This is a genomic window from Pseudarthrobacter phenanthrenivorans Sphe3, from assembly GCF_000189535.1.
Lineage (GTDB): Bacteria > Actinomycetota > Actinomycetes > Actinomycetales > Micrococcaceae > Arthrobacter > Arthrobacter phenanthrenivorans.
Window position 1 is genome coordinate 74,086 of record NC_015145.1, and the last position, 12,553, is coordinate 86,638.

The following is a 12,553-nucleotide window of genomic DNA, read 5'->3' on the forward strand; positions in this document are numbered from 1 at the left end:
CGCTGGGTCTTTCGGCACTGTTGCCGGTTCTTGAGGAGGCGTGTACTGGAAGCGGGCCGGGGCAGGGCGCACCCGTCCCGCGAGAGTTTGGAGGCACTGTCGATGACTGAAGTAGTCCGCTACGAAGTGGGGTCCGGGACGGTGCTGGTTGAGGTGGCAGATAACAGCTACGGGGTGGACCATCCCGGCCGCAATGAGCAGGGGATCCTGGACGCGGGCCGGCGGCTCGAGGACGCGCTCGCCGCCGTCCGCCCTGCGGCGGCAGCGGCGGTGGAGGCGATGCGGGAGATCGCCCCGGAGCACATGGAAGTGGAGTTCGGAGTGAAGCTCGCCGGAACGGCCGGGGCGGTGATTGCGCGGAACGCGGCAGATGGCCACTTCGTCCTGAGGATGTCATGGTCAGCGGCAACAGAATTCACGCCGGAGGAAGAGTAGGCAGGCGGGGGTCCCGGTGGAGGCGTTGCGGCTGAATCGCTGACGGCGGGTATCCAGGCGAAAAGGTGGCCTGATGTATGAGTTCCTGGACAGGGTTGACGCGGGGCGCAGGCTGGGCCTGGCCCTGGAGCACCTGCGTGCGGATGACGTAGTGGTCCTGGGACTGCCCCGCGGGGGTGTGCCCGTGGCGGCTGAGGTTGCCAAGGCCCTGGACGCGCCGCTCGACGTCATTGTGGTGCGTAAACTCGGCGTCCCGTTCCAGCCGGAAGTGGCGATGGGCGCTATCGGGGAAGATGATGCCCGTGTGCTGGACCAGCGCGTGGTCTCGCTGGCCCGCGTCACCGAGGATGACCTCCGGTCTGTGGAACGGCGGGAGCGGGAGTTGCTGGAATCCCGGCTGGAACGCTACCGCAAGGGCCGCCCCCGCACGGATCTCAGGGGCCGCACGGCCGTCATCGTGGATGACGGCATCGCCACTGGATCAACTGCCCGCGTGGCGTGCCAGGTGGCGCGGCACCTCGGAGCCGCAAAGGTGATCCTGGCCGTACCTGTCGCCCCGGCACATACGCTGGGCTCGCTGCCGGAACCGGACGAGGTGTTCTCGCTCATTTCCGCCCGGAACTTCCAGGCGGTGGGGTACTACTACCGGGACTTCTCACCCACCCTGGACGACGAGGTGGTCCAGTTGCTCGACGAGGCCGCGCTGCGGCAACGCCGTGCCAGCGCAGCGGGCGCCGGCGTTGACCAGGATGTGGAGATAGCGGTGGATGGCGTGACGCTCCACGGCGACCTCCACCTCCCAGCACAGTGCGGCGCGGTGGTGGTCTTCGCCCACGGCAGCGGCAGCAGCCGGCACAGCCCCCGCAACCGCTACGTTGCCTCCGTACTGCAGGGCGCCGGACTGGGCACGCTGCTGCTGGACCTGCTGACTCCTGCGGAAGAGGTGGACCGCGGGAACGTGTTCGACATCGCCCTGCTCGCGCAGCGCCTCATCGCGGCCAACCACTGGCTGACCGGCAGGGATGACACGGCCGGCTGCCGCGTGGGATATTTCGGTGCCAGCACCGGCGCCGGCGCTGCCTTGTGGGCAGCCGCCGAGCCGGGTGCGGAGGTGGACGCGGTGGTATCAAGGGGTGGCCGCCCGGACCTTGCCGGCCCGCGCCTGGCAGCTGTCCGCGCCCCCACCCTGCTGCTGGTGGGGGGAGCAGACACCCAGGTCCTGGCCCTGAACCGCCAGGCCATGGACCAGATGACAGCACCGGTCCGGCTGGAGATCATTCCAGGGGCAACGCACCTTTTTGAGGAGCCGGGGACGCTCACGCGGGCCGCCACCCTGGCGAAGGGGTGGTTCGCCCGGTACCTGCTGCCGGAAACCGCACCGGAACGCGCATCGGAGGTTCCGTCGTGAACAAAGCCTATTCATCCGTGCCGGTACGCCACGGGCAGGAACTGGAGGAAATCCGGGGCCTGGCGCTCCCACTCGCAGTGCCACAGGACCTGGATGCCCTGATCCGCCCAGCGGCCCGGGCCCGGTACGTCTGCCTGGGGGAAGCGTCCCATGGAACGCAGGAGTACTACCGCTGGCGCGCAGTGATCAGCCGGCGCCTGATCGAGGAACACGGGTTCACCTGGATCGGCGTTGAGGGTGACTGGCCCGACTGCTGGCGCATCAACAGCTGGGTCCGGGGGCAGGAAAACCAGGACCTTGATGCAACCCAGCTGCTCGCCGGCTTCGAACGGTGGCCCACCTGGATGTGGGCGAACTACGAGGTGGCGGAGTTCCTGGCTTGGCTGCGCGAGTGGAACCTGGCCCGCCCTGAACAGCTGCGCGCCGGCTTCTACGGCCTTGACGTCTATTCCCTCTGGGACTCGCTGCGGGAGATCTTCTCCTGGCTGGAGGCCAATGCCCCAGATGCCCTCCCCGCCGCGACGCGGGCCTGGCAGTGCTTTGTCCCGTTCGGAGAGGACCCGCACCGCTACGCGTGGAGCAGCCGGCTGGTACCTGCATCCTGCGAGGCGGATGTGGTGGGCCTGCTGACGGAGGTGCGGCGCCGGACGCTCGGCCGGGTCAAGGACGATCCCGCCGCGTTCGACGCCGTGCAGAATGCCATGGTGGCGGCCAACGCCGAACGCTATTACCGGACCATGGTGCGGGGGGACCGGCAGTCCTGGAACATCCGTGACTACCACATGAGCGACACCATCGACCGCATTGCAGCCCACCACGGACCGGGTTCAAAGGGGCTGGTATGGGCCCACAACACCCATGTCGGCGATGCCCGGGCCACGGATATGGCCCAGGGCGGAATGGACAACATCGGGCAACTGATGCGCCTGCGGCACCCGGGGGAGGTGGTCCTGGCCGGTTTCGCGTCCTACGCCGGCTCAGTCACCGCAGCGGAAGCCTGGGGCGCGCCAGAGCAAACAATGACGGTTCCGGCGGCCAGGCAGGGAAGCCACGAAGACCTGCTCAACAATGCCCTCGGGGAACCGTCGCTGCTGGTTTTTGGCAGCCACCGTACCGGTCGCTGGCTGACGGAATGGCGCGGGCACCGGGCGATCGGCGTGGTCTACGATCCTGAGCGCGAGGCCGGCAATTACGTTCCCACCCGGATGGCGGGACGTTATGACGCGCTGCTGTGGATCCCGCACACCAACGCGCTCCGGCCCCTGCACCACGAGCAAAAGCCCGGCGAGCCGGAATTCGAAACCGAGCCCTCGGGTTTCTGACGGGCTAGGCGCTGGCCGGCACCGCCGCGGGCTTCCGGCCGAGTTCCGCCGTCCGCTTCACGGACCACCAGAGCAGCACCACGAGGAGCACGTTGCGGGTGGTGAGGATCGCCGCCATCACCGGGTGGGCGTGGATCAGCGGCGTGTAGAACAGGGGATAGATCACGAACGTGGTCATGGCGATCCCCATGAGCAGCGCCGCCGGAACCTTCCACCTGTTCCAGTCATGCGTGAGGCCGGCGATGATCACCGGCGCCAGCCAGATGATGAACTGCGGGGAGCCCACCTTGTTGAACACGATGAACGCGGTGACCATCATGAGCGAGCCCTCGAGGAACAGTTCCTCCCGCTCGGCGCCGCGGTTCAGTGCGCGGACCAGCAGGACGGCTGCCACCACCGCGGCCAGGATCAGGAGCGGCTGCATCAGGAACGCTGCCGTGCCGGCACCCGGGCCGTAGACCTCCGTGGAGTTGATGGCGGTGTTGTCCGCCATCCTCGAGCCGGCGATGTTGAAGACGCTCAGCCACACCCAGGGCGTGGAGAAGGTCGCCTCCAGCTGCATGCCGCGCTCGCCCTGGTTCAGAAGGAAGTCCAGGATGTGCTGCAGCCCGCCGGACAGCCACGTCCCCAGCGACACAACGGCGGTCACGGCCACGCCGGAGAGGAGCACCTGGATCCGCTTCCGGCTGGCAATCACGATTGGCACCAGGACTGCCGCGGGCCACACCTTGATCCACGTGGCGATGCTGAGCAGGATGCCGGCCACCACCGGCCGCGTGGCCGCGTACAGCAGCGCGATCAGCACGATGGGGGCGGTAATTCCCTCCACCCGCGCGAAGCTGAGGTAGCCCATGAAGACGGTGAAGAACAACCACCACCACGCGGGCGCAATGCCGGTCACCTTGCGCGGTCCGCGGGTGAGGAAGGCGAGGCCGACGGCGTTGAGGGCTGTGATGATCAGGAACCAGGCCAGAAGGTACAGGTCCGGTCCCGCGATGCCGGCGAGGAAGATGGGGATTTGCGCCAGCACCGGGTAGACCCAGGGGCTGATCTTCCCGTCCAGGTCCTGGGGGTTGTAACCGTCCATGGCCCACTGGCGGTACTGTTCGGTGTCGCTGAACGTCTCGCCGTGCAGGAAAAAGGACGCCATCCAGCCCAGGAAGTAGAGATGGACGACGACGAAGCCCCACCACACGCTGGAGGGGCGGGCGAACCAGTCCACCACCTTGGCGGGGAGGACCTTGGTGCGGACGGTGACCAGCCGGTCAAAGAACTTCGTGGAAATCTCAGGACTCCTTCAGCACGGGAGCCGCTGCGGGCGTCTTCTTGCCCAGCAGGTAGAGGCGGCGGACGCTCCACAGGAAGAGGACCACCAGGAGGACATTGCGGATGGTCAGCACCAGCGCCATCCACGGGTTGTTGTGGCTCAGGGCGTCGTAGAAGAGGGGGTAGATGAAGTACGTGGCCACGGCGATGACGATCAGCATGGTGGCGGGGACGCGCCATTCCCGCCAGCTGTGGGCCAGCCCGACGGCGACAGCCGGGGCGAGCCACACCATGAACTGCGGGGAACCCACCTTGTTGAAGACCACGAACGCGGTGGCCAGGGTGAGGGCGCCGGCCAGGAGGAGCTCCGTGCGGTCCACGCCGCCGCTGATTTTGCCGTTATGCAAAGCCCAGAACGTCAGGCCGGCCACCAGCAGCGCGGCCAGGATCAGCAGGGGCTGCATCAGTACCGACATCAGGGCTGTACCCGGGCCGTCCACCTGCATGGAGTTGATGTCCGTGTTCATGTACATCCGGGAACCGCCCACGTTCAGGACGGACAGCCAGAGCCAGGGCGTGGTGAAGGTGGCCTCGAGCTGCATGCCGCGGTCGCCCTGCTGGGTGAGGAAGTTCAAGAGCTTGGGGACGCTGCCCACCGCAGCGGCCAGCGCAACGACGCCCGCCGTCGTCGCAATTCCTGCCAGCACCACCAGGATGCGGTTCTTGACGACGGCGAACAGGGCCAGCATGACGGCCGCAGGCCAGACTTTCACCCAGGTGCCGATGGCCAGCAGGACGGAGGCGATGAACGGGCGGCCCACCCCGTACGCCAGGGCGACGAGGACCAGGGGTGCCGTGAGGCCGTCCACGCGGGCGAAGCCGAGCCAGCCCATCAGGAAGGTGAACACCAGCCACCACCAGCCGGCAGGGATGGCCTGGTGGTCGCGGCCCCGGCTTGTCAGCTTCAGCAGTGCCCAGCCGTTGAGGACCGTGGTCATCAGGACCCACAGGAAGAAGAAGGGGCCTGGGCCGGCGATGCCGGCGATGGCCATGGGAATCAGCGCGAGGATGGGGTAGACCCAGGGGCTGGGCCCGCCGCTGAGGTTGGCCTCGTTGAAGCCTGCCATGGCCCAGTCGCGGTAGATGAACGTGTCGCTGAAGGCCTCCCCGCGCAATGACAGCGAGGCTGCGAAGACAAGGAAGACCAGGTGCACCACGATGAAGCCGCCCAGCAGTCCCCGGCCGGTATTCAGCCGGGTCCGGGCAGCCGCAGGAAGGATGGCGTTGCGGATCCGGGTCAGATTGCCGAAGAAAGCGTCCGTGGAAATGGCAGGGTCCTTGTCAGGTCGTGGCGCACACAGGGAGTCGCGCTGATGGCATTGGCTCTGCCGCCTGTGATGGTTTCCAGGGGCAACGGAGCGGTCCGGAAACAGCGCCACTCCTTTTCAACTCTAATTGACGGCGTCTTGGCGGCCGTAATTGCTTCCACACCCGCCAGCGGGCGTGGTCCTGACCTGCGGTTACCTCTTTGGTTGATTTTTCAAGTTGCTGGCGCTGGTTTGCTGGTGGACGATGGTCAAGGCGCAAGAGTTGCGCCGCTTCGTCTGCAGCCATGGGGAGCGCAGGTGTTCGTCCGTCCGATGTCCCCGCCAACCAAGAGGCTAGTGCCATGAACTTTCCCCTGACCCTGACCGTTGCAGACCGCCACAGCATGGACGCTGAGCTGGAGGCGGCAGTCACCGCTGCCAAGGCGCATGCCCTCGCCGGAAAGCGCCATGGCATCCTGGTCACCCGCCTGGGTGCCGACAAGTTCACCGTGGACCTGAGCGAGGCCGTTCCTTTCGGCCTGACCCGTGAACACCAGGCCTGGTAAATCCCTTTTCTCTTCCTTGTACCGGCCTTCCTCGTACCGGCACTAGCCGCCGGCGGCGTTCCCGTCCCCTGACACCCGCCCGCTGCGCTGCTGCAGCCGGTCGATGTGCTTGGACGCTTCGGCCTTGCTGAGATCTGCCGGAAGTTCTTCGCCTGCCTCACGCGCGAGCGTGTCAAGGTAGCTGCGCTGCGCGGCCGTCATAGGCTCATCGCCAGTAACCCAGTCCTCCGGGTCGCGGTTGAGCCCTGCCTCCGGCTCGGGGGTGGGGCTGCCGAGGGTTTCCTTGCCGTTGTTATCCATGGAGAGATTCTAGGACGGGGCAGTGACAGTCCGCTGGTCCATGTGCCGCCGGTACAGCCGGAAGGGTTAGGCAACCGTGACCTTCGGTTCGTTCCCTCCCGGTGCAACGCCCAGTACTGTCGACAGCACCATCCGGGACGACGGAAGAGGCACGATGAGCATCGACATCGAGATTGGTACAAGCCTCAGCAATGAGGACGCAGCGCACTTTGCGGCCAAGACGGAAGCAATTACCTCAGCGATGCAGAGGGTGCGGGAACAACACGCCGCGTACAGCTGGGTGCGGACAGATGAGATCCGGTGCCGCGGATGCAGCGCCAGCCTTGACGTACCGCGGCTAGCCAGCACGAAGGCAAGCGCGGACAAGGCGTTTCAGGCACATCAGTCCGCGCAGCTTGATGCCCTGCTGGCTGCCGAGGGCCGCCCTGGCGCCGGATCGTGAAGGCCCGCTAGTAAACGGAGCCTTCCAGCAGTTCCGACAGCCTTCCGGCGGCGCGGCGCAGTTCCGGGACGCCCGCTTTCAACGTTGCCTCAGTGGCCGCCTCGACCGGGCTGGTGAGGGAGATGGATTCGCTCGGGCGGCGCCCTGCCCTGTTGGGCACCGCAACGGCTATGGAGAGGACACCTGTGGCCCGCTCGTCTTCCGAGTAGGCGTATTCAGCCCCGGGTTCGGGCAGCCGGGAGCGCAGCGCGGCTGCTGTCAGCCCCGAATCCTCATGGCCGCCTGCGGCAGCCGCGGCAACCACCTGCTGAAGCTCGTCGTCGGACGCTGAAGCGAGCAGGATCTTGCCGGCAGCGCCCAGCGTGAGGGGCAGGCGCTTGCCCAGCGGAAGGTCGTAGCGCAGGGGAGCCTCGCCGTCCACACGGGCCACCAGGATCCGCTCAAAACCCAGCCTGGTATAGAGCGAGGCCGTTAATCCGGTCTGTGAGGCAACCTGCTGGAGGATTGGCCGGGCGGCGACGACGAGGGGATCGTTCTCCAGGAAGCTCCTTGCCGCCGGCAGGACGGCGGGCCCGATCCGGTAGGACTTGTCCGTCTGGCTCACCATGCCGAAATCCTGCAGCACCCGCAGGATCCGCAGGGTTGTGGGGAGGCTCATTCCGCAGGCCTTGGCCAGGTCGCTAAGCCGCTGAGGACGCTCTGCCCGCTGCAGTTCCGCAAAAACCTCCAAAGCCCGCGAGAGGGACCGCATGTTGGAGGTTTTCGGCCCCTCCTCAGCCGGGACCCCGAGAGAGGGGGTAGTCGTCGTCGCCATCCTTTCATTCTATGTAACTTCCTTGCGCTTGACAGTGGATGTGGCTCCTGTCACTATTTCTCTGTACGCAATATGGTTTCATTCTGTGAAATGTAACGACGCAGGGTGAAAAGAAGCAGTGAGAAGGAATCATGACAACGGAGTCAGTAACGGCCGCCCCGAAGAGCGCCACCCGCGTGGCACCCTCCGTGCTGGCCGGCATCGGCGCTTTCGCCGCCGTCGGAGTCTACGTCCTGGTCAGTTCGATCGAGCTCGGACTCTGGACGTCACTGGGACCCGGCCCGGGGTTGTTCCCCTTCGCCATGGGTGCCGTCCTGGCAACGATGTCCGTCGTCTGGCTTCTCCAGGAGCTCCGCCGCCCGAGTGAAACAACGGAAGGTGTTGACCGCGGTCTGGTGATCGCCGTCGTCACCAGCCTGGTGGTCCTCGCGGCTGTGATGGATCTGCTCGGCTTCCAGCTGAGCATGTTCCTGTTCCTGATGTACCACCTGAAGCTGCGCGGCGGCAGGCGCTGGCCCTCCTCCCTGATCACCTCCCTCGCCGGCAGCGTGGGTGCGTTCTACGCCTTCAACTACGGCCTGAATGTCGCACTGCCCGTCTCGGCTTTCCCCCTGCTGAACACGATCGGACTCTGAACGTGGATATCTTCAACGAACTTATGGGCGGCTTTGCGGCCGCCATGACGTGGCAAAACCTGCTCTTCGCCTTCCTCGGCTGCCTCCTGGGCACAATCATCGGCGTGCTGCCCGGCATCGGCCCGGTAGCAGGCGTGGCGCTGCTCATCCCGCTCACGCTGAACCTCGATGCGACCGGCGCGATCATCATGCTGTGCGCCATCTTCTACGGCACGGCCTACGGCGGAACCATCACCAGCGTCCTGCTGAACACTCCCGGCGAGGCTGCGTCGGCCATTACCACCATCGACGGCTACGCCATGACGAAGATCGGCAAGGCCGGAGCCGCGCTGACCATCGCCGCCGTTGGATCCTTCGTTGGCGGCACGGTGGCCACCCTCGGCCTGGTGGCGGCAGCCAAACCGCTTGGCGAACTGGGTCTGCTGGTCGGCCCGCCCGAGTTTTTCGCGCTGATGGTGGTGGGCATCTCCCTGCTCGTGGCGCTCGCCGGCAAGTCCATGGTCAAAGCGGTCATCTCCGGCGCTCTCGGCCTGCTGATCGCCATGGTGGGCATCGACCCCGTCGCCGGCGCGCCCCGCTTCACCTTCGGTATGGACCGGCTCCTGGACGGCGTCAGCTTTGTGGCCGTGATCGTGGGCGTCTTCGGCCTGTCCGAGCTGCTCTCCTACAAAAAAGGCAGCACCACCCCCACCGTGCATGCCCCGAACTTCCGTTCCCTGCTTCCCACCGGCAAGGAATGGCGCCGGAGTGCACCCGCCATGGCCCGCGGCACTGGTATCGGCTTTGGCCTGGGCCTTATCCCGGGTATGACCGGTTCGGTGTCATCCCTGCTTGCCTACGGCGCGGAGAAGAAGTTCTCCCGCCACCGCAATGAACTTGGCAAGGGTGCCATCGAAGGCGTGGCCGGTCCGGAGACGGCCAACAACTCCCATGCAAATGCTGCACTGATCCCGCTGTTCACCCTGGGCATTCCGGCATCCCCCACCATCGCCGTGCTGATGGGTGCGTTCCTTCAGCAGGGCCTTACCCCGGGGCCGACCCTCTTCACCGAACACTCCGAAATCGCGTGGGCCATTATCGCCAGCCTCTTCATCGGAAACCTGCTCCTGCTGGTCCTGAACGTTCCCCTGGTGGGCCTGTGGACCTCCATCCTCCGGGTTCCCACCACCATCCTCACGGCCCTGATCCTGCTCTTTATGGTCATCGGCGCCTACACCATCAACTTCAGCGTCTTCGATGTCTTCGTGATGATCGGTTTCGGCCTCCTTGGCCTCGCCCTCCGGCACCTGGACATCCCGCTGGCACCCATGGTGCTCACCCTTGTCCTCGGCCCCCTGATGGAACGTTCCCTGCGGGAATCCCTGGAAATTTCACAGGGCGACTTCAGCATCTTCACCAGCCGCCCCATCTCCGCGGTCCTGATCGGACTCGGCATCCTGATCGTCTTCAGCCCGCTCCTCAAGCTCCGCAAGCCCAAGGCGCTCAACGAAGACCCCGAAACCTAAAACCCCTCCGCGCTACTCCCCAAAACCCCTTCAAAGGAGAAGAACCATGAAAACCCGTTTCCGCATCGCCGCCCTCGCGGCAGCATCCCTCATTGCACTCACCGGTTGCGGCGCCAACGCCGGAACCACCACCGCCGCCGGCGGCGACTTCCCGAAGAAGGGCAAGACCATAGACCTCGTGGTGGCCTTCTCCTCGGGCGGTGCCGTGGACACGGCCGCCAGGCTCATCCAGCCAATCCTGGAAAAGGAACTTGGCACCAACGTCGAGGTCATCAACAAGCCCGGCGCCGGCGGGCAGATCGGCTACACCCAGCTGACCAGCGCGGCCCCGGACGGCTACACCATCGGTGCCACCGGCTCCCCGTCCGTGGTGGTTTCGCCCCTGGACCCCTCCCGCGGTGCGAAGTACACCCGCGACAGCTTCCAGCCGCTGGGCCGCCAGGTCATCGACCCCGCCGTCATTGCCGTACAGCCGGACAGCCCGTACCAGAACCTGAAGGAGCTCCTGGACGCCGCCAAGGCAAGCCCCAAGTCCATGACTGCCAGCACCACCGGCCTCCAGACCGGTGAGCACTTCGCCATGGCGCAGATCCAGGAAGTTACCGGTGCTGAGTTCGCCCCCGTCCACTTCTCCGAAGGCGCGTCCCAGGCCACCACGGCATTCCTCGGCAAGCACGTTGACATCCTTGTGGCCAACGTCAGCGACGTGACGGACCTGACCAAGCAGGGTAAGGCCCGCGTCCTGGGGGTCATGACCTCCGAGCGGTCCCCGTCGCTGCCGGACGTTCCCACGTTCAAGGAGTCCGGCTACGAAGTGGAAGCCGGAACGGCCCGCGGCTACTCAGCACCCGCCGGGCTGCCGGACGAGGTGGCCAAGAAGCTTGAAGCTGCCATCAAGACGGCCATCGAAGACCCTGCAGTGAAGCAGAAGATGAACGACCTGGGCCTGCAGACCAGCTACCTCTCGGGCGAGGACTACAAGCAGTTCTGGGCCGGGCAGGAAGAGGACTTCAAGAAGGTCCTGCCGCTGGTCCAGAAGACCGACTAGACCCTCCCGCACTTACCGGACGGAAGAAACCATCATGACAACCCCAGCCATCGACACCGTCGACGCCGACTTCCCCCGCCCCGACCGGGACGTTGTGGAACGCCTTGCCAAGCTTCCCGCCGCCAACATCGGTGATGCAATGGACCGGCTCGGCGTTGCTGACTCCGCCATCCAGGCCATTTGGCCGGGGGCCGTCCTCGCCGGTCCTGCCTTCACGGTGTGGACCCGGCCCGGGGACAACCAGGGCATCCACAAGGCTCTTAAACTGGCCCGACCCGGCGACGTGATTGTGGTCGCTGGCGGCGGCGACGCCTCCCGCGCCCTCCTTGGCGAACTGATTGGCGAGCGTGCCATCAACCTTGGCATCGCCGGCTTCGCCCTGGACGGAGCAGCGCGCGACGCCGAAGCGCTGGGTGAGATTGGCATGCCCGTCTTCGCCAGGGCTACTTCCCCCGCGGGCCCCTACAAGGACGGTCCCTTCCGCCTGGGGACACCGCTGGCCTTCGGCGGCGTCCCTGTCCTGCCGGGCGACGTGATCATCGGCGACTCTGACGGTGTGGTGGTGGTTCCGCGTGAGCAGGCAGCAGCCGTCGCCGAGGCCGCCGAAGCAGTCTTCGCCGACGAAACCAACCGCCGCCAGGCCATCGTCGCAGCGCGCGGCTAAAGCAAGAAAGACAGAGAGAACCATGACAGCAGTGACCGTTATTGGCCTCGGCGAAGCCGGAGCCACCTACGCCGCGGCACTCCACGCCGCAGGCCACAACGTCACGGGCTTTGACCCCGTGGCTCCCACCACACCTGCCGGCGTCACCCGCGCCTCCACTGCCGCCGAGGCCTGCACCGGCGCCGACATCGTCCTGGTGATGACGGGCGCCGCCGCGGCACGCAGCGTCGCGGAGGAGTGCCTTCCGGTCCTGGCGGCCGGCAGCTGCTACGCGGACTTCACCTCCTCATCCCCAGGTGTGATGCGCGAACTCGGGCAGCTTCCGGGCAAGGCCGACTTCGCCGACGTAGCCATCCTTGGACCCGTCTCGGCTTTGGGGGAGAAGACACCCCTGATGGTCAGCGGACCGGGTGCGCAGGCTGTGGCGGACCTCCTCGCCCCGCTGGGCGTCGACGTCGAAATTGCCGAGGGCGAACCCGGGGCAGCCATGGCCCACAAGCTCCTGCGCAGCGTCCTGATGAAAGGCTTCGCCTCCGTAGTGGTCGAGGCCGTGACGGCCGGCCGCGCCGCCGGACTCGAAGACTGGATCCGGGCCCAGATTGCCAGCCAGCTGGCCGGTGACGGCCAGGCCGTCATCGACAGGTTCCTCACCGGCACTGCCAAGCACGCCGTCCGCCGTTCCAAGGAAATGCAGGACACCGCCAGCTACCTAGGCGACCTTGGAGTGCCGGCCGAAATGACCAGCGCGTCCGCCGCCGCGCTGTCCCGCATCGCAATGGAAACGGCACCGGCCTTGCGCTGATCGCAGGGTCCGGCAGAATCAGGAGCGGGTATTCGTGAC

General features: G+C 66.3%; 14 protein-coding genes. 10 read left to right on the plus strand and 4 right to left on the minus strand.

The annotated features are described in order from the left end of the window. Positions 1-102: 102 nt before the first annotated feature. The 3 genes from ASPHE3_RS00355 to ASPHE3_RS00365 all read left to right on the plus strand — a co-directional run bounded on the left by ASPHE3_RS00355 (position 103) and on the right by ASPHE3_RS00365 (position 3,165). Positions 103-435, plus strand: a complete 333-nt coding sequence (locus ASPHE3_RS00355) for a CU044_2847 family protein (protein WP_013599236.1) — start codon at positions 103-105, stop codon at positions 433-435. Between the two features lie 73 nt (positions 436-508). Beyond that, positions 509-1,843 carry a phosphoribosyltransferase gene (locus ASPHE3_RS00360; protein ID WP_013599237.1) on the plus strand — a complete coding sequence of 445 codons (1,335 nt, stop codon included), beginning with the start codon at positions 509-511 and terminating at the stop codon, positions 1,841-1,843. Continuing rightward, positions 1,840-3,165, plus strand: coding sequence for an erythromycin esterase family protein (locus ASPHE3_RS00365; protein WP_013599238.1), 1,326 nt, complete (start codon positions 1,840-1,842; stop codon positions 3,163-3,165). Before ASPHE3_RS00360 ends, ASPHE3_RS00365 begins: the two co-directional genes overlap by 4 nt. Before the next feature lie 4 nt (positions 3,166-3,169). Here ASPHE3_RS00365 and ASPHE3_RS00370 read toward each other — a convergent pair whose 3' ends face one another. Beyond that, positions 3,170-4,390: a glycosyltransferase 87 family protein gene (locus ASPHE3_RS00370; protein ID WP_013599239.1), complete on the minus strand. Its 1,221-nt coding sequence runs from the start codon at positions 4,388-4,390 to the stop codon at positions 3,170-3,172. 61 nt (positions 4,391-4,451) lie between these two features. Further along, positions 4,452-5,732: a glycosyltransferase family 87 protein gene (locus ASPHE3_RS00375; protein WP_174266606.1), complete on the minus strand. Its 1,281-nt coding sequence runs from the start codon at positions 5,730-5,732 to the stop codon at positions 4,452-4,454. A gap of 368 nt (positions 5,733-6,100) precedes the next feature. Here ASPHE3_RS00375 and ASPHE3_RS00380 point away from each other — a divergent pair, with 368 nt between their 5' ends. Further along, positions 6,101-6,304 (plus strand): hypothetical protein, encoded by a 204-nt coding sequence (locus tag ASPHE3_RS00380; protein WP_013599241.1) that lies wholly within the window; start codon positions 6,101-6,103, stop codon positions 6,302-6,304. A gap of 42 nt (positions 6,305-6,346) precedes the next feature. Here the strand turns inward: ASPHE3_RS00380 and ASPHE3_RS00385 are convergent, their stop codons facing one another. After that, entirely contained in the window at positions 6,347-6,604 is a 258-nt protein-coding gene (locus tag ASPHE3_RS00385; RefSeq protein ID WP_013599242.1) for a DUF3072 domain-containing protein, read from the minus strand. A gap of 154 nt (positions 6,605-6,758) precedes the next feature. Here ASPHE3_RS00385 and ASPHE3_RS00390 point away from each other — a divergent pair, with 154 nt between their 5' ends. Next, positions 6,759-7,046, plus strand: coding sequence for a hypothetical protein (locus ASPHE3_RS00390; protein ID WP_013599243.1), 288 nt, complete (start codon positions 6,759-6,761; stop codon positions 7,044-7,046). A gap of 7 nt (positions 7,047-7,053) precedes the next feature. Here the strand turns inward: ASPHE3_RS00390 and ASPHE3_RS00395 are convergent, their stop codons facing one another. Next, on the minus strand, positions 7,054-7,860 hold the full coding sequence (locus ASPHE3_RS00395) for an IclR family transcriptional regulator (protein ID WP_041651795.1): 807 nt from the start codon (positions 7,858-7,860) through the stop codon (positions 7,054-7,056). A gap of 131 nt (positions 7,861-7,991) precedes the next feature. Between ASPHE3_RS00395 and ASPHE3_RS00400 the strand changes: the two genes are divergently transcribed. Genes ASPHE3_RS00400 through ASPHE3_RS00420 form a run of 5 tightly spaced genes read left to right on the plus strand, consistent with a single transcriptional unit; the run spans position 7,992 to position 12,514 of the window. Continuing rightward, a complete protein-coding gene (locus tag ASPHE3_RS00400; RefSeq protein ID WP_013599245.1) occupies positions 7,992-8,495 on the plus strand; it encodes a tripartite tricarboxylate transporter TctB family protein in 504 nt (167 codons plus the stop codon). A 2-nt stretch (positions 8,496-8,497) separates the two neighbouring features. Further along, the gene (locus ASPHE3_RS00405; RefSeq protein ID WP_013599246.1) at positions 8,498-10,000 is read left to right on the plus strand and encodes a tripartite tricarboxylate transporter permease; all 1,503 of its coding nucleotides are present in this window, start codon (positions 8,498-8,500) and stop codon (positions 9,998-10,000) included. Between the two features lie 46 nt (positions 10,001-10,046). Further along, the gene (locus tag ASPHE3_RS00410) at positions 10,047-11,048 is read left to right on the plus strand and encodes a tripartite tricarboxylate transporter substrate binding protein (RefSeq protein ID WP_013599247.1); all 1,002 of its coding nucleotides are present in this window, start codon (positions 10,047-10,049) and stop codon (positions 11,046-11,048) included. 34 nt (positions 11,049-11,082) lie between these two features. Beyond that, complete coding sequence (locus ASPHE3_RS00415; protein ID WP_013599248.1) at positions 11,083-11,712, plus strand: RraA family protein; 630 nt, start codon at positions 11,083-11,085, stop codon at positions 11,710-11,712. A gap of 22 nt (positions 11,713-11,734) precedes the next feature. After that, positions 11,735-12,514 carry an NAD(P)-dependent oxidoreductase gene (locus ASPHE3_RS00420; protein ID WP_013599249.1) on the plus strand — a complete coding sequence of 260 codons (780 nt, stop codon included), beginning with the start codon at positions 11,735-11,737 and terminating at the stop codon, positions 12,512-12,514. Positions 12,515-12,553: the final 39 nt, after the last annotated feature.

Excerpts from the sequence above, each read along its gene's own strand:
- ASPHE3_RS00355 (WP_013599236.1), top strand. The coding sequence starts at position 103 with ATGACTGAAGTAGTCCGCTACGAAGTGGGGTCCGGGACGGTGCTGGTT.
- ASPHE3_RS00360 (WP_013599237.1), top strand. The coding sequence starts at position 509 with ATGTATGAGTTCCTGGACAGGGTTGACGCGGGGCGCAGGCTGGGCCTG.
- ASPHE3_RS00380 (WP_013599241.1), top strand. The coding sequence starts at position 6,101 with ATGAACTTTCCCCTGACCCTGACCGTTGCAGACCGCCACAGCATGGAC.
- ASPHE3_RS00385 (WP_013599242.1), bottom strand. The coding sequence starts at position 6,604 with ATGGATAACAACGGCAAGGAAACCCTCGGCAGCCCCACCCCCGAGCCG.
- ASPHE3_RS00390 (WP_013599243.1), top strand. The coding sequence starts at position 6,759 with ATGAGCATCGACATCGAGATTGGTACAAGCCTCAGCAATGAGGACGCA.
- ASPHE3_RS00395 (WP_041651795.1), bottom strand. The coding sequence starts at position 7,860 with ATGGCGACGACGACTACCCCCTCTCTCGGGGTCCCGGCTGAGGAGGGG.
- ASPHE3_RS00400 (WP_013599245.1), top strand. The coding sequence starts at position 7,992 with ATGACAACGGAGTCAGTAACGGCCGCCCCGAAGAGCGCCACCCGCGTG.
- ASPHE3_RS00410 (WP_013599247.1), top strand. The coding sequence starts at position 10,047 with ATGAAAACCCGTTTCCGCATCGCCGCCCTCGCGGCAGCATCCCTCATT.
- ASPHE3_RS00415 (WP_013599248.1), top strand. The coding sequence starts at position 11,083 with ATGACAACCCCAGCCATCGACACCGTCGACGCCGACTTCCCCCGCCCC.
- ASPHE3_RS00420 (WP_013599249.1), top strand. The coding sequence starts at position 11,735 with ATGACAGCAGTGACCGTTATTGGCCTCGGCGAAGCCGGAGCCACCTAC.